Source organism: Paraburkholderia sp. JHI2823, from assembly GCF_038900695.1.
Lineage (GTDB): Bacteria > Pseudomonadota > Gammaproteobacteria > Burkholderiales > Burkholderiaceae > Paraburkholderia > Paraburkholderia mimosarum.
Window position 1 is genome coordinate 129,792 of sequence record NZ_JAYMRY010000013.1, and the last position, 15,642, is coordinate 145,433.

At 65.2% G+C, this 15,642-nt stretch carries 15 protein-coding genes; 4 read left to right on the forward strand and 11 right to left on the reverse strand.

The features are described 5' to 3' along the window. Positions 1–17: 17 nt before the first annotated feature. The 3 genes from VSR34_RS16820 to VSR34_RS16830 all read right to left on the reverse strand — a co-directional run bounded on the left by VSR34_RS16820 (position 18) and on the right by VSR34_RS16830 (position 3,750). Positions 18–1,334: an MFS transporter gene (locus VSR34_RS16820; protein WP_028210529.1), complete on the reverse strand. Its 1,317-nt coding sequence runs from the start codon at positions 1,332–1,334 to the stop codon at positions 18–20. A gap of 175 nt (positions 1,335–1,509) precedes the next feature. After that, the gene (locus VSR34_RS16825; RefSeq protein ID WP_028210528.1) at positions 1,510–2,268 is read right to left on the reverse strand and encodes an SDR family oxidoreductase; all 759 of its coding nucleotides are present in this window, start codon (positions 2,266–2,268) and stop codon (positions 1,510–1,512) included. Positions 2,269–2,310: 42 nt separating this feature from the next. Continuing rightward, positions 2,311–3,750, reverse strand: a complete 1,440-nt coding sequence (locus VSR34_RS16830) for an aldehyde dehydrogenase family protein (protein WP_028210527.1) — start codon at positions 3,748–3,750, stop codon at positions 2,311–2,313. A gap of 341 nt (positions 3,751–4,091) precedes the next feature. Between VSR34_RS16830 and ppa the strand changes: the two genes are divergently transcribed. Beyond that, complete coding sequence (gene ppa / locus VSR34_RS16835) at positions 4,092–4,619, forward strand: inorganic diphosphatase (protein ID WP_028210526.1); 528 nt, start codon at positions 4,092–4,094, stop codon at positions 4,617–4,619. Between the two features lie 84 nt (positions 4,620–4,703). On the opposite strand, the gene VSR34_RS16840 is transcribed toward ppa, so the two are convergent. The 3 genes from VSR34_RS16840 to VSR34_RS16850 form a co-directional block, all read right to left on the reverse strand. After that, the gene (locus VSR34_RS16840; RefSeq protein WP_342962984.1) at positions 4,704–4,835 is read right to left on the reverse strand and encodes a hypothetical protein; all 132 of its coding nucleotides are present in this window, start codon (positions 4,833–4,835) and stop codon (positions 4,704–4,706) included. Continuing rightward, positions 4,832–5,140, reverse strand: coding sequence for a GIY-YIG nuclease family protein (locus VSR34_RS16845; protein WP_036018170.1), 309 nt, complete (start codon positions 5,138–5,140; stop codon positions 4,832–4,834). Before VSR34_RS16845 ends, VSR34_RS16840 begins: the two co-directional genes overlap by 4 nt. Before the next feature lie 77 nt (positions 5,141–5,217). Beyond that, the gene (locus VSR34_RS16850; RefSeq protein ID WP_342962985.1) at positions 5,218–6,390 is read right to left on the reverse strand and encodes a GNAT family N-acetyltransferase; all 1,173 of its coding nucleotides are present in this window, start codon (positions 6,388–6,390) and stop codon (positions 5,218–5,220) included. A 249-nt stretch (positions 6,391–6,639) separates the two neighbouring features. Between VSR34_RS16850 and VSR34_RS16855 the strand changes: the two genes are divergently transcribed. Continuing rightward, positions 6,640–8,742 carry an NAD(+) synthase gene (locus VSR34_RS16855; protein WP_342962986.1) on the forward strand — a complete coding sequence of 701 codons (2,103 nt, stop codon included), beginning with the start codon at positions 6,640–6,642 and terminating at the stop codon, positions 8,740–8,742. Positions 8,743–8,817: 75 nt separating this feature from the next. Then, positions 8,818–9,156, forward strand: a complete 339-nt coding sequence (locus tag VSR34_RS16860) for a P-II family nitrogen regulator (RefSeq protein ID WP_028210523.1) — start codon at positions 8,818–8,820, stop codon at positions 9,154–9,156. 212 nt (positions 9,157–9,368) lie between these two features. Here VSR34_RS16860 and VSR34_RS16865 read toward each other — a convergent pair whose 3' ends face one another. The 5 genes from VSR34_RS16865 to VSR34_RS16885 form a co-directional block, all read right to left on the reverse strand. Continuing rightward, positions 9,369–10,556, reverse strand: a complete 1,188-nt coding sequence (locus tag VSR34_RS16865; protein ID WP_028210522.1) for a porin — start codon at positions 10,554–10,556, stop codon at positions 9,369–9,371. 574 nt (positions 10,557–11,130) lie between these two features. After that, positions 11,131–11,913: an ABC transporter ATP-binding protein gene (locus VSR34_RS16870; protein WP_028210521.1), complete on the reverse strand. Its 783-nt coding sequence runs from the start codon at positions 11,911–11,913 to the stop codon at positions 11,131–11,133. A gap of 29 nt (positions 11,914–11,942) precedes the next feature. Further along, on the reverse strand, positions 11,943–12,665 hold the full coding sequence (locus VSR34_RS16875) for an ABC transporter permease (protein ID WP_028210520.1): 723 nt from the start codon (positions 12,663–12,665) through the stop codon (positions 11,943–11,945). 19 nt (positions 12,666–12,684) lie between these two features. Further along, positions 12,685–13,374 (reverse strand): histidine ABC transporter permease HisQ, encoded by a 690-nt coding sequence (hisQ, locus tag VSR34_RS16880; protein WP_028210519.1) that lies wholly within the window; start codon positions 13,372–13,374, stop codon positions 12,685–12,687. A gap of 258 nt (positions 13,375–13,632) precedes the next feature. Further along, positions 13,633–14,409 (reverse strand): ABC transporter substrate-binding protein, encoded by a 777-nt coding sequence (locus VSR34_RS16885; protein ID WP_028230590.1) that lies wholly within the window; start codon positions 14,407–14,409, stop codon positions 13,633–13,635. Positions 14,410–14,873: 464 nt separating this feature from the next. Between VSR34_RS16885 and VSR34_RS16890 the strand changes: the two genes are divergently transcribed. Continuing rightward, the gene (locus VSR34_RS16890; protein ID WP_028210517.1) at positions 14,874–15,572 is read left to right on the forward strand and encodes a pirin family protein; all 699 of its coding nucleotides are present in this window, start codon (positions 14,874–14,876) and stop codon (positions 15,570–15,572) included. Positions 15,573–15,642: the final 70 nt, after the last annotated feature.

Sequence of the window (15,642 nt, forward strand, 5' to 3'; positions counted from 1 at the left end):
GGAAGCCGAATGAGGCTTCAGCGATTCACGAGCTTTGCCGGCGCGGAAAGCGCGAGCAAACCGCCCAGGATCATGAACGCCGCGAGCATGTACATGCCCGAGTCGTTGGCCGACGTGGCCTCTTTGAGCCAGCCCACCGCATAAGGGCTCAGGAAGCCCGCGAGATTGCCGATCGAGTTGATGAGCGCGATGCCGGCCGCGGCGCCCGTGCCCGCGAGCCACGCCGTGGGCAGGCTCCAGAACAGCGGCAGGGTGGTGAGGATGCCCATGGTCGCGACGGTGAGCGCCGTCATCGCGAGCGTGGTGTCGTGCGCCCACGTGACCGAGAGCACGAGGCCTAGTGCGCCGATGGCGGCCGGCACGGCGATGTGCCAGCGGCGCTCGCGCGTGCGGTCGGCGCTCTTCGCCACGAGCACCATGCCGATCACGGCCGCGGCGAACGGAATGGCCGAAAGCAGGCCGATCGTCAATGCGTCCTTCACGCCCGTCGCCTTGATGATGGTGGGCAGCCAGAAGCTCACGCCGTAGAGCCCCATCACGAACGAGAAGTAAGTGAAGCTCATCACCAGCACGCGCGCGCTCGTGAGCACGGTCATGAGCGGCGGATCTTCCTTGGTGGCGTCCTCGGCGGCGATGTTGCGCTCGAGCAGCGCGCGCTCTTCCTCGGTGAGCCACTTCGCGTTGCCGATGCGGTCATCGAGCACGAAGAACACCAGCACCCCGACGAGCACCGAAGGCAGCCCTTCGAGCAGGAACAGCCACTGCCAGCCCTGCCAGCCGTTCGCGCCGTCGAAGGCCTTGAGAATCCAGCCCGACACCGGGCCGCCGATCACGCCGGAGAGCGCGATGGCCGTCATGAACCATGTGGTCATGCGCCCGCGCCGGTGCGCGGGATACCAGTAGGTGAGGTAGAGGATGATGCCGGGGAAGAAGCCCGCCTCGCACAGGCCGAGCAGAAAGCGCATCACGTAGAACATGGTGGGCGTGGTCACGAACATCGTCAGTATGGAGACGAGACCCCATGTGACCATGATGCGAGCGATCCACACGCGCGCGCCCACGCGATGCAGGATGATATTGCTTGGCACTTCGAACAGAAAATAGCCGACGAAGAAGATGCCGGCGCCGAAGCCGTAGACGGCGTCGGAGAGGTTGAGCGCACTGCTCATCTGCAGCTTGGCGAAGCCGACGTTCACGCGGTCCAGATACGCGACCACGTAGCAGAGCATGAGGAGCGGAGTGAGGCGCCACGCGACCTTGCGATAGGTGGCTTCTTCGAACGCGGACGGCGGGGCGCCCGCTCCCGCTTTCAGGTGATTCGCTGGACTGGCCATGGTGTCTCCAAGAATGTTGTGGTTCGTAGTACTTGTTTTATTGCCGCCTCGTTGTGGCGGGTATGCGACGCGAAAGCACGACCATTCTATACGCGCCGCCGTGGCGCGACGGCGCGTAAAGGTCGGGGAAAATACCGATCATCCAACCACCCACTTCTGGCGCGTGGCCGGGCGCCTACACGCAGCGCCCGCCGTCCACTTCGATGCAGGTGCCGGTGATGAACGCGGCCTCATCCGAGGCGAGATAGAGGCAGGCGTTGGCCACATCCTGCGGCGTGGAAAAGCGCCCGAGCGGAATCGTCGCGATGAAGCGCTGGCGGTTCTCCGGCGTATCGGGCACGCCCATGAACTCCGCCGTGAGGCCCGTGTCGCCGATTACGGGATTCACGCAGTTCACGCGGATCTGGTCGGGGCCGAGTTCGGCGGCCAGCGCCTTGCTCGCGACGATCATCGCGCCCTTGCTGCCGTTGTACCAGACGAGTCCGGGCCGTGGCCGGATACCGGCAGTCGAGGCGATGTTGACGAACGCGCCGCCGCCGCGCTCCCGGAAGTGCGGCACGAACGCGCGCACGCTCCAGTAGAGCCCCTTCACGTTGACGGCGTAGACGCGGTCGAATTCGGCTTCGCTCACTTCGAGCACGGGCTTGTTGCGATGCGTGGTGCCCGCGTTGTTGACGACGACCTGCACGCTGCCGAAGTCATCGATGGCCGCTTCGCGCAGCGCGTGCCAGTCGGCCTCGCGCGTGATGTCGCCCTGCACGGCAATCGCCTTGCCGCCCGCCAGCGCGATCTCGCTCGCGACGCGTTCGGCCGCCTCGCCGTTCAGATCGTTGATGACGACGTTCGCGCCTTCGCGCGCGTAGGTCTTTGCAATGCCTTCGCCGAAGCCCGAACCGGCGCCCGTCACGACGGCCGTCTTGCCTTTGAGTCGCATGGTGTCTCCGTTTGTTTATCGGTTTTCTGACTGCGCGTGGGTTCAGCCGTGCCGGATCGCAATGGTCTTCAGCACCGTGAAGCCGTAGAGCGCCTCGAAGCCTTTCTCGCGCCCGTGCCCCGAATGCCGCGTGCCGCCGAACGGCAATTCCACGCCGCCGCCCGCGCCATAGTTGTTGATGAAGACCTGCCCCGCGCGCACGCGCCGCGCGAGGCGCAACTGGCGCGCGCCGTCGCGCGTCCATATCCCTGCCACGAGGCCGTAGGGCGTGCCGTTGGCGAGCGCGAGCGCTTCTTCCTCGCCCTCGAAGGGCATGGCCGCGAGCACCGGGCCGAACACCTCTTCCTGCGCGAGGCGGCTTTGCGGCGGCACGTCGCGCAACAGCGTCGGGACCTGGTAGAAGCCGCCGCTGGGCGCGTCGGCTTCGAGCGTGCCGCTTGCCGCCGTCGCGATGCGGCTCGCGGTGGCCTCGTCGAGGAAAGCGCGCACGCGCTGGCGCTGCTTGTCGTTGATGAGCGGGCCGCAGTCGAGATCGGCGCTGGCCGGTCCCACGCGCAGATTGCCGAACGCCGCGGCAAGCCGGTCAAGCAGCGGCTCGTAGGCGCCGCGCTCGATCAGCACGCGGCTGCCCGCCGAGCACGTCTGCCCCGCGTTCTGCACGATCGCGGCAACGAGCACGGGCAGCGCGGCGTCGAAATCGGCATCGGCGAAGACGATTTGCGGCGACTTGCCGCCCAGCTCCAGCGTCACGGGCACGTGATGCTCGGCGGCCATCTGCGCGACGAGCTTGCCCGTTTGCGGCGAACCCGTGAACGAGATGTGGTCGATGCCGGGATGCACGCAAAGCGCCGCGCCGGCCTCGTGCCCGAGCCCCGTCACGATATTGAGCGCGCCGGCGGGCAGCCCGGCTTCGCGCGCCAGTTCGGCCACGCGCAAGAGCGACACGCAGGCGTCCTCGGCGGGCTTTACCACGCAGGCGTTGCCGGCGGCGAGCGCCGCGCCCACGCTGCGGCCGAAGATCTGCATCGGGTAGTTCCAGGGCACGATGTGAGCCGTCACCCCGTGCGGCTCGCGCACCGTGAGCACCGTGTAGCCGGCCTGATAGGGTAGCGTTTCGCCGTGCAGCTTGTCGGCGGCGCCCGCGTAGAACTCGAAGTAGCGCGCGAGCGCGGCGGCGTCGGCACGCGCTTGTTTGAGCGGCTTGCCGGTGTCGCGCGCTTCGAGCTGCGCGAGGGCTTCCTTGTGCTGGCCGACCAGGCCCGAGAGCGCGAACAGCAGCCGCCCGCGTTCGGCGGCGCTCAGTGCGCCCCAGGCGCCGTCGAAGGCTTTGCGCGCCGCGCTCACGGCTGCGTCGATGTCGGCTGCATTGCCGCGCGCGAGTCGCGCGAAGGGCTGGCCCGTGGAGGGATCGATCGCGGCGAGCGTCTCGCCGCTGGCGGGCGATTGCCACTCGCCGCCGATGAAGTGCTTCGCTTCTTCCATGCATGCGCCTCGCAAATGTGGAGTCAAACGAGGGAAAGAAAACGCACAACGGGAAATGCCGCGCAGGCGTGCCTGGCATGCTTCGATGGAGGCTCGCGCTGACTGTCTCATTATCGCGCCATCCCAGCCGCGCCGCGCAGGAATTCAGCGGGCGCTTCATCCGCGTGCGGGAAAGCCCTGGGCCAGACTGCCGGCCGCCCTGGCCGATTGGCTATAATGGACGCCAACTTCTTACGTCCGGTTACGCGCCGGAGCGTCGTGCGCGGTGTGCTTCCCAATGCGCCCACGCCGCGCCCCACGCGTGCGCCGTCGCTTTTTTCCCTTCTCAACAGAGAGCGCTCATGAGCTTCGCAAATGTCCCCGCCGGCAAGGATCTGCCGCAAGACTTCAACGTGATCATCGAGATTCCCGCGCAAAGCGATCCGGTGAAATACGAAGCCGACAAGGACCTGGGCCTGCTCGTCGTCGACCGTTTCGTCGGCACGGGCATGCGCTATCCCGTGAACTACGGCTTCATTCCGCAGACGCTCTCCGGCGACGGCGACCCGGTCGACGTGCTCGTGATCACGCCGTTCCCGCTGCTGGCCGGCTCCGTCGTGCGTTCGCGCGCGCTCGGCATGCTGCAGATGACCGACGAGTCGGGCGTCGACGCGAAGCTGATCGCGGTCCCGCACGACAAGGTCTGCCCGATGACGGCCAACCTCAAGACGCTCGACGACGTGCCCGAGTACCTGAAGGACCAGATCAAGCACTTCTTCGAGAACTACAAGGCGCTCGAAAAGGGCAAGTGGGTCAAGGTCGACGGCTGGGTCGGCATCGAAGCCGCCCACAAGGAAATCAGCGAAGGCGTCGCGAACTTCAAGAAGTAAATCGCGCGTTTTTCCTGCTGCAAAGAAACCGCACGTGCCGCGAGGCCGTGCGGTTTTTTCATGGGCTAATCTTCCCCGCCGGGTTCAGCCGACCTTGGCCACGTCGAACCGCTCTGGCCTGCGCGGAATGCCGAGCCGCGCGGGCATGTCCACGCCGCAGCCGTGCGCGTAGTTCAGGCCTACGGCGATCGCTCTCGCGCCGCTACGTTTGCTCATGCTGGCGCCTGGGCTTCCGGCTCGGTGCTCGGGGGAGGTGGCAGCACCGATTCGATCGTCAGTGCGCCGGTCGCGAGCGCGCGCTTCTCCTGGGGGCGCAGGCGCTTGACCCAATACTCGGCGCTCGAAGCGCTCGCACGATCGGCAAACTCGAACTGCGCGAGTACCTGGACCGGCTTGCGCGAGCGCGTGTAGCGCGCGCCTGTGCCGGCGGCGTGCTGGGCGAAGCGCGCGGCAACGTCGATGGCAATGCCCGTGTAGACGCTGCCGTCGGCGCATTCGAGCAGATAGAGGTACCACGGCATGGTGCGGGAAGCGATGATGATCGATTTGGGCAGAGGCGTTTCAGGGAGCATCACGCACGAGCGTTCACACATTGCATTCACGCGCGAAACGGATTGCGCTCGTTGAGCTCGTGCATATAGGCGTGAATATGGTTCGTCTCGCTTTCGAGAAAGCGCGCGATAGCGTCGGAGAACGCAGGATGCGCGAGCCAGTGCGCCGAGCGCGTGACCGTAGGCAGGAATCCACGCGCCATCTTGTGCTCGCCTTGCGCGCCGCCCTCGAACACGTCGAGCTTTTCTTCGATGCAGAATTCGAGCGGCTGATAATACGCGGTCTCGAAGTGCAGACAGGGGACATGCTCGAGCGCGCCCCAGTAGCGGCCATAGAGCGTGCCGCCCAGGCCATTCTCGCCGCGTTGCCAAACCACGAGCGAACTCGCGATCGGCTTGCCTTCGCGCTCCGCGATCACGAGCAGCAGATTCTCCGGCATCGTTTCGCCGATCATGCGGAAGAAGTCGAGATTCAGATACGGCGACGAGAAATGCTCGCGGTACGTCTGCCGGTAGCAGCGGTTGAAGAAACGCCATTCGGCGTCGCTGATGTCCTCGCCGCGCACGCGCCGCATCGTCACGCCCGCGTCGCGCACCTTGCGGCGCTCGGCGCGGATGTTCTTGCGTTTCTTTTGTTCGAGCGTGGAGAGGAAGTCCTCGAAGTCGCGGTAGCCGTCGTTGAGCCAATGAAACTGCACGCCCTCACGCAGCATCATGCCGAGGTCGGTCAGCGCCTCGGCGTCTTCCGCGGTCGGAAAGAGTACGTGCAGCGACGACACGTCGGCCTGCTCGGCGAACGCGAGCAGCGTCGCGGCCAGATGGCGGCGCGCGGCTTCGTCGGCGGCCATCAGGCGCGTGCCCTGCACGGGCGTGAACGGCACCGCGCACAGCAGCTTCGGGTAGTACTCGATGCCGTTGCGCTTGTAGGCGTCGGCCCATGCCCAGTCGAACACGTACTCGCCGTACGAGTGGCCCTTGAGATACACCGGCGCGGCGGCGGCGAGACGGCTCGTGCGCGTATCGGTGAGCGTGACGAACTGCGCGGCCCAGCCCTCGTTCGGCGCCGCGCAGCGCGTGGCATCGAGGGCCGTGAGGAATTCGTGGCGCAAAAAGGGCGTCGGCTGCGCCTGGCGCGCGAGCAGCGCGTTCCATTCGGCGGCGTCGACCTCGGACGGTGACCCGAGGATGCCCGTGCGATAATCGAAATGTTCCTTGTTCAACTTGCGTGCCCGTTGGCGTGGGAAGCGGTGAGGGTGCACACGGCGTGGTTCGAAGCGCCTGCCGCGGCAAACGGTCATGGTAAAGCAAACATCCCGTGCGGGTGAGGACCGCCGCGCCTCGTGCATCGGCGGCTGCCATGAAGGCGCAAGCCCGCCCGCAAGCCAGGCCCTAACCTTGGGCCAGAAAGCCAGGCCCGAACGTTCAGAGCGCGCTCTGCGCGCAGCGCGCCCGCCTCGAGGTTATCGAAAATGAAAGAGCGCTTCTTCAATCTCTATACGCACGGCTTTGCGCGCGTGGCCGTAGGCGTACCCCGCTGCCGCGTGGCTGATCCGGCATACAACGCGAGCGAGACGCTCGCGCTCGCGCGCGACGCCGCCGCGAAGGGCGCGGCGCTCGTCGCGTTCCCTGAGCTTGGCCTGTCGGCCTACACTTGCGACGACCTGTTCCATCAGCAAGCCCTGCTCGACGCCTGCGAGCGCGCGCTCGCGCAGGTCGTGGAAGCCTCGGCGGCGCTGCCGCTCGTGATGATCGTGGGCCTGCCGGTGCGAGCAGGCCATTCGCTCTTCAATTGCGCCGCCGTGGTGGCGGGCGGCCGCGTGGCGGGCGTCGTGCCGAAGAGCTTCCTGCCGAACTACGGCGAATTCTACGAGCCGCGCCAGTTCAGCCCCGCCGATAGCGCGAGTGTCGATACGGTGCGCCTGGCCGGCGCCGACGTGCCGTTCGGTGCGTCGCTGTTGTTCGAGGTGCCGCAGGTCGCGGGGCTGCGCTTTCACGTGGAGATTTGCGAGGACGTCTGGGTGCCGGTTCCGCCGTCGTCGTTCGCGGCGCTCGCGGGCGCATCGGTGCTGGTGAATCTTTCGGCGTCCAACGTCGTGGTGGGCAAGGCGGGCTACCGGCAGCAGCTGGTTTCGCAGCAGTCGGCGCGCTGCCTCGCCGCGTATCTGTACACCTCGGCCGGCAAGGGCGAATCGACGACCGACATGGCCTGGGACGGGCAGGCGCTCGTCTGCGAAAACGGCGAACTGCTCGCGCAATCGGAGCGGTTCTCCGACGACTCGCATCTCATCTTCGCCGATGTCGATCTCGCCCGTCTGCAACAGGAGCGCATCCGCCAGACCACGTTCGGCGATTCGATTCGCCGTCACGCCGATGAAGTCGCGAAGTTTCGCGTGATCGCGTGCGAGCTTGCAGGCGAGGGCGCGTGGAAGCGCGAGACGCTCGCGCTGTCGCGCCGCGTGGAGCGCTTCCCCTACGTGCCGGCCGATCCGAAGCGCCGCGACGAGCGCTGCAACGAGGTCTACAACATCCAGGTGCAGGCGCTCGTGCAGCGGCTTTCGCAGGCGGGCATCAAGAAGGTGGTGATCGGCGTGTCGGGCGGGCTCGACTCCACGCACGCGCTGCTCGTGTGTGCGAAGGCGATGGACCGCCTGAACCTGCCGCGCGCGAACATCCTCGCGTACACCATGCCCGGCTTCGCCACGAGCGAGCGCACGCTGCGCCAGGCGCGCGAGCTGATGGCGCTCGTGGGCTGCACGGCGCGCGAGATCGACATTCGCCAGAGCTGCATGCAGATGCTCGAGGACCTCGGCCATCCGTACTCGGTAGGCAAGGAGACCTACGACATCACCTTCGAGAACGTGCAAGCGGGCGAGCGCACGAATCACCTGTTCCGCCTCGCCAACTTCAATCACGCGATCGTGATCGGCACGGGCGATCTCTCGGAGCTCGCGCTCGGCTGGTGCACCTACGGCGTGGGCGATCACATGTCGCACTACAACGTGAACGCGAGCGTGCCGAAAACGCTCATCACGCATCTCGTGCGCTGGGTGGCCGAGACGGGCCAGATTGGCCGCAATGGCGAGAGCGGGCGCGACGTGCTAGAAGCGATTCTCGCCACCGACATCAGCCCCGAGCTGATTCCAGGCAAGTCCGACGGCGCGCCGGAGCAGAAGACCGAGAGCACGATCGGGCCGTACGAGCTACAGGACTTCAACCTCTATTACACGCTGCGCTTTGGCTTCGCGCCTTCGAAGGTCGCGTTCCTCGCGCGCCACGCGTGGGGCGACCGGGAGGCGGGCGCGTGGCCCGAGAACGCCAGGGTCGCGCGCAATCAGTACGATCTCGCGGCGATCAAGCGCAATCTGCGCATCTTCGTCGACCGCTTCTTCCGCCAGAGCCAGTTCAAACGCAGCTGTATTCCGAACGCGCCGAAGGTCGGCTCGGGCGGCTCGCTCTCGCCGCGCGGCGACTGGCGTGCGCCCAGCGATTCGGAATCGGTGGTATGGCTCGCCGATCTGGAGCGTGTCCCGGATGAGGCGGCCGGGGCGCCTGCGGGCAAGCCCTCGGCGTGAGCGCCGGCCGCGCAGCGTAGAATCCCATCAGGTTCCAAAATTTCCGACTGATCCGATAACGAGACGAGGTTCGCCATGAAACGCATTACTGCCGTGATCAAACCGTTCAAGCTCGACGAAGTGCGCGAGGCGCTCGCCGAAGTGGGCCTCACGGGCCTGACCGTCACCGAGGTCAAGGGCTTCGGCCGTCAGAAGGGCCACACGGAGCTGTACCGCGGCGCCGAATATGTGGTCGACTTCCTGCCCAAGGTGAAGATCGAAGTGGTGGTCGCCAACGCGCAGGCCGATCAGGTGATCGACGCGATCATCGGCGCGGCGCGCACCGGCAAGATCGGCGACGGCAAGATCTTCGTGACCGACGTGGAGCGCGTGATCCGCATCCGCACGGGCGAGGAGAACGAAGCGGCGGTTTGACGGTGTCGGCCTGGCACTCCCGGGCCTGGAAGTACCCGAAGCAAAATACCGGAAGCACCCGAAGCCAATAGAAAAAGGGGACGTAGCCGCTTGCGCGGCCCGTCCCCGGCATAAAAAACGGTGCGATACCCTTTCGGACATCGCACCGATACGCGCCTCTCGCAGCAGCGTGAAAACTTCGATGTAGCTGTTCTGTCTACACTCGCTTCGAATTAGAACGAGTGCTGGATACCTGCGTACACGCCGGTCTGGCTGTGGCCCGGAAGCGGGTTGCCCGTGCTCGCCGCCGTACCGAAGTTGTTGGCGTTCAGACCGAAGTTGGCCGCCTTGCTGTTCTGCACCGTGCCTGCCTGGATGTCGAGCAGCGTGCGCTTGGACAGGTTGTACGTACCGCCGATCGTGTACAGCGTGGCGTTGCCGCCGCCGTTGTTCGCGTTGACGTGATAGACCGCGGCGATCAGGGCTGCCGCCGGCGTCATTTGCCACGTCACACCGCCCCATTCGTGGTCGAGCGTGGTCGGCTGGCCGACGATCCCCGGGTTCATGCCCGAAGAACGGATGGCTTCGTAGCCGCCCTGCACCTTGAAGGAGCCGAGGAACAGGTTGAACATGGCCATGTAGTCGCGCGAGTACGCGAACACGCCGTTGCCATTTCCAGGGCTGCCGAGCGGCGTCGCAGTGCTGCCGTCGAGCCGGTTATAGACGCCGCCCAGTTGACCGCTGTTCGGATTGCGGATTTCGTCATACAGGCCGCGGATCTGGAACAACGAGCTCGTGTAGGTAAGTTGCAGACCGGCTTCGCGGCCCTGGCTCGTCGAGCCGTTGCCGTTCCAGTTCGTCGCGTTCGAGAACGCGTACTGGCCGTACACGTCAAAGCCGTACCAGTTCGGCGACTGATACGAAATGTTGTTGCTCGATTGCGGCCAGTTGCGACCACGGACCATCGAAGCCGACGACCAGTTCGACTGACCGAACGGGTCGAAGTCCCAAATGCCGTTGGAGATGAACAGCATGCGGCCTGCAAGCAGCGTACCGAACTGGTCGTTGGCTACGCCGATGGTCGCCCAGCGATTCCAGATCGAGCCGGCCGAGCCGAGCGAGCCGTTGGCGGTGCTGAAGCTGCCTTCCAGGTGGAACAGAACCTTGTTGCCGCCACCGATGTCTTCAACGCCCTTCATGCCCCAGAGGCTCGTGCCCCAGTAGCCGCTTTCGAGCAGAACCTGGTGCGTGCCGTGGGTTGCATTGCCAAAATTGGGGCCCGGCGTGGTATTGACGCCAGCACCGATGCCGTTCATATAGGCCACACCCATGTCGAGGCGGCCGTAGAGCGTCACGCTGCTTTGCGCATGTGCGATCACGCCAGCCGACATCAATGCTGCGGCGAGCAAAGCTTTCTTCATCTTCTCCTCCATACCCTGTCAAAGAGTCAACCCTAAGTACTGCGAAAGACGTCCGTGCGCTTGGCGGCGCTGCGAACAGAAATCGTCGCGAGGGAGAGTTACCCCGAGGATCGGCGTACGGGCTGGTGCCGTTGCACGACCCGCACTGGGTCGTCTGCAATCCCCTGGTTGACTGGCATCTCCCGTTCTTTTTGAAGTGAAACTACTTTTAATGAACTTTGTTTTGCTACTTTGGTTACCAATTTAGCAAAAAAGGTCGGCGCTGGCGAATTAATTCGTGCTCGGATGAACCGGTGTCGTCAAATTGCAATAAGGCCTTCCTGGATGGTGATCAGAGAGGTACTACAAGTGGGTCGAAAGCCTTACGGAATAAGGGATTCAGGCCGCTTGAATGGCAGGATTCAGGATTCCCACTATTGACGAGACCTTGCGCAAGGAGTAGCGGAAAAATATGACTGTTTCGGGCCAATGGACGCTTTTACGAGGGCAGAAGAATAAAAAAGAAAAGGCGCCGTAGGCGCCTTGTAAGACTACTTTTACTACACGGTCTGATGACGACAACCCGCGGGTCGTCTTACTTGAGGCTACCCGAAAGGAACTGGCGCAGGCGTTCGCTCTTTGGCGTGGCGAAGACCTCGGCCGGGCGGCCTTCCTCTTCCACGAGACCCTGGTGCAGGAACATCACGTGGTTGGAGACGTTGCGCGCGAAACCCATTTCATGCGTGACCACGATCATCGTGCGGCCCTCCTCGGCGAGCTTCTGCATGACCTTGAGCACTTCGCCCACGAGTTCGGGGTCGAGCGCCGAGGTCGGCTCGTCGAACAGCATGACATCGGGGTGCATGGCGAGCGCTCGCGCAATCGCCACGCGCTGCTGCTGGCCGCCCGAGAGATGCGAGGGATATTGCTTTTCCACGCGTGGCGCGAGGCCGACCTTCTCAAGATAGGTGCGCGCGCGATCTTCGGCTTCCTTGCGCGGCAGGCCCAGCACGTGCACGGGCGCCTCGATCACGTTCTCCAGCACCGACATGTGCGACCACAGATTGAAGTGCTGGAACACCATCGCGAGCTTGGTGCGCACGCGCTGCAGCTGCTTCGCGTCGGCGGGGTGCAGTGCGCCGGAGCGTTTGTCGGCGCGCGTGGCGACTTCCTCGCCGTCCACCACGATGCGCCCGGCGTTGGGCTGCTCGAGAAAGTTAATGCAGCGCAGCATCGTGCTCTTGCCGGAGCCGGACGAGCCGATCACGCTGATCACGTCGCCGGCGTTCGCCTGGAGCGAAACGCCTTTCAGGACTTCATTGTCGCCGTACTTCTTGTGGATGGAGTCGACGAACAGCTTCTGCTTCCGGGAATTCATTGATTGACCTCTTGCGACCTCTAGCGGGCTCACTTGCCTTGCGGTCGCAGGTATGCGAGCCAGCGGCGCTCGGCGCGGCGGAACAGCCACACGAGCGTGAAAGAAATGATCAGGTACAGCAGCGCGGCGATGCCGAACGCGCCGAACGACTGGTAGGTCGCCGAGTTCACGTCGCGCGCGATCTTCAGGATGTCCGGCACGGTGGCCGTGAACGCCACGGTCGTCGCGTGCAGCATCAGGATGACTTCGTTGCTGTAGTAGGGCAGTGCGCGGCGCAACGCCGAAGGAAGGATCACGCGGCGATACAGCGTGAATTGCGACATGCCGTACGCGCGCGCGGCCTCGATCTCGCCGTAGGGCGTCGCCTTGATCGCGCCTGCGAAGATTTCGGTTGTATACGCACAGGTGTTGAGCGTGAACGCGAGCAGCGTGCAGTTCATCCCGCTGCGGAAGAACGCGCTCGTGAGTTCGTGATTGCGCACGATCTCGAGGCTATAGAGGCCCGTGTAGCAGAGCAGCAGCTGCACGTAGAGCGGCGTGCCGCGGAAGATGTACGTGTAGAGCCACACGAGCCCGGCGAGCCACTTCTTCTTCGACACGCGCGCCACGGCGAGCGGCACAGACAGGCAGAAGCCGAGCCCGATCGAGATGACGAGCAGCCACAGCGTGATGGCCACGCCGCTGAAGTGGTAGCCGTCGGAGAAGAGATAGTTGCGCCAGTATTGCTGGATCAGTTGGACGAAGTCTTGCATGGTCTTGGCCTCGCGCGATTCAGAGATCCGCCTTGCGCACACCGGTGGAGTAGCGCTTGTCGAGATACATCAGCACGAAGTTGGAGACCGTGGTGATGACGAGATAGATCGCGCCGGCGAGCAGCGTGAAAAAGAAGAACCGCAGCGTGCCCTTGCCGGCGTCCTGGCTCGCCTTCACGACATCGGCGAGACCGATGATCGAGACGAGCGCCGTGGACTTCACGAGCACCTGCCAGTTGTTGCCGATACCCGGCAGGGCGAAGCGCATCATCTGCGGGAACATGATGCGCGCGAACACCTGCCAGTTCGTCATGCCATAGGCGTGGCCCGCTTCGAGCTGGCCGCGCGGCACGGCGAGAAACGCGCCGCGGAACGTCTCCGTGAAATACGCGCCGTAGATGAAGCCGAGCACCACGACACCGGCCAGAAACGGATTGATGTCGATCTGATCCCAGCCGAGCAGGTCGGTGAGGTTGTTCAGCCAGATCTGGATGCTGTAGAAGAGCAGCAGCATCAGCACGAGATCGGGCACGCCGCGAATGAGCGTGGTGTAGAGCGTGCCCGCGCCGTGAGCGATGCGGTTTTTGGAGAGCTTCGCCGCCGCGCCGATCAGCCCGAGCACGAACGAGAGCGCGAGCGACAGCACGGCGAGCTTGACGGTCTGCCAGGTGCCGGCGAGGATCAGCGGGCCGTAGCCTTGAAGAAACATGGGCGAGTCCTTGACGGGGCGCGCAGGCACCCCGCGAAAGGCGCGGCGCTTGTCTGCCGCGGTTCAAATCCGTTCATGGCCGCGCGGTGTTTTGCCTGTGCGCGCGGCCGATGCGAGTGCGCTCGTGAGCGCGCCAGTGACTGTATCGACGAAGCCCGGCTGTGGTCCATCCGTGCTGGCCCCGGGCCGATGCGCGTCGTGGCGCGTGAGACGAGCGGTGATGTCTCGTTGTTTATTTACCTTCGTGTGCGTTCCGGTTCACTTGCCTTTGTAGATATCGAAGTCGAAATATTGCTTCGCGATCCTGTCGAACGTACCGTCGGCATGAATCGCGGCCAGCGCTGCGTTGAACTTCGCCTTCAGGTCGGCGTCGTCCTTGCGCAGGCCGATGGCGGTGCCGTCGCCGATCGTTGCGGGGTCTTCCACTTCCGGACCCGCCCACGCAAAGCCCTTGCCGCGCGGCGTCTTCAGAAAGCCGAAGTCCGCCTGGACCTCGTCTTGCAGCGTGGCGTCGAGTCGGCCGGCGATCAGATCCTGGTAGACCTGATCCTGATTCTGGTACGAGATCACGTTCACGCCCTTGGGCGCCCAGTGCGCCTTCGCGTACGCCTCCTGGGTCGAGCCCTGTTCGACCCCCACGTTCCTGCCCTTGAGCGCGGCCGGCGTCGGCAAGAGCGGCGAGCCCTTGCGCGCGATCATGCGTGCGGGCGCATCGAACATCTTCGCGGAATAGTCGATCTGCTGGGCGCGCTGCGGCGTGATGGTCAGCGAGGAGACGATCGCGTCGAACTTGCGGGCCTTCAGCGCCGGGATGATGCCGTCGAGGTCGTTCTCGACCCAGACGCACTTCACGTCCATGCGCGCGCACAGTGCCTTCGCGAGGTCGACATCGAAGCCGACGATCTGCCCGTTCGGCGCTTTGGACTCGAAAGGCGGATAGCTGGCGTCCACGCCGATGCGCACGGTCTTCCACTCTTTGGCGAAGGCGCTGCCCGCGATCAGGGCGAGTGCCACGCACACTGCAAACTTCTTCATCATTCTCCTGGGTACGGGCGGAGCGACGCGCCAAGGGCCGCGCAGCCAGCGCCGAGCGGTCTGGCTGGTGGCCATCGGCCGACATTCTAGGCGATCAAAAATGCGGGTCGGAGGGCGCGATGCGCAGCAGTTCCTCCCGGCTCGCGGGCCGCGCCTCGCGCGTCGCCCGCGGATTTCGGTGCTTTGCGCGCGGCTGTCCACCTCGGCGGCTGCGCGGGTTGGCGAGGCAGGGGGCCGCCACGGGGGGCTAGCCGCCGGCCAACAGGCTCGCGCCAGCCGAAAAGCGCGGTATTTTACCCGAAGCGGGAGGCCGTGCCAGTGCGGCGGCGCTCGACGTCCGCAAGCGAGCGCATCATGCAGCTCATTGATGTTGCTCGCGAAACGGTGCGGTGCGCCGCCGCGGATTGTGCAAGCGGCCCGCCGCCCTCACATTCGGACATCGACATGATTGACCGGAGAATGCCATGCTGACCATCCGACGCGCCGGCGAACGCGGCCACGCCAACCACGGCTGGCTCGACACGTATCACAGCTTTTCGTTTGCCGACTACTTCGACGAGGCGCACGTGCACTACGGGGCGCTGCGCGTGCTCAACGACGACCGCATCGCGGGCGGCCGCGGCTTCGGCGCGCACGGCCACCGCGACATGGAGATCGTGACGTACGTGCTTTCCGGCGCGCTCGCGCACCGCGACAGCATGGGCAACGGCTCGACGATCCGCCCCGGCGACGTGCAGCGCATGAGCGCGGGCACGGGCGTGATGCACAGCGAGTTCAACGGCTCGCAGGACGAAGAGGCGCACCTGCTGCAGATCTGGCTGCTGCCGCGAGAGCGTGGCGGTGCGCCCGGTTACGAGGAGAAGCGCTTCGACGACGCGGACAAGCGCGGGCGGCTGCGGCTCGTGGCCTCGCCCGACGGGCGTGACGGCTCGGTGACGGTACGGTCGGATGCTTCGATCTACGCGGGGCTCGTGGATGGGCAAGAGCGAATCGAGTATGCCGTGCCCGCGGGGCGGCGCGTCTATCTGCATGTCGCGCGCGGCGCGCTGGAGGTGAACGGCCAGCGTCTCGAAACGGGCGATGCCGCGATGATCGACGCCGAGGCGAGCGTCGCGCTCGCGAACGGCACTGCCGCCGAAGTGCTGTTGTTCGATCTGGCCTGAGGGTTCGAGCGCCAGGCCACACGGCTGTCATCGGGCATGAGCCATGGAAGAAGCGCCGCGGGGGCGAATC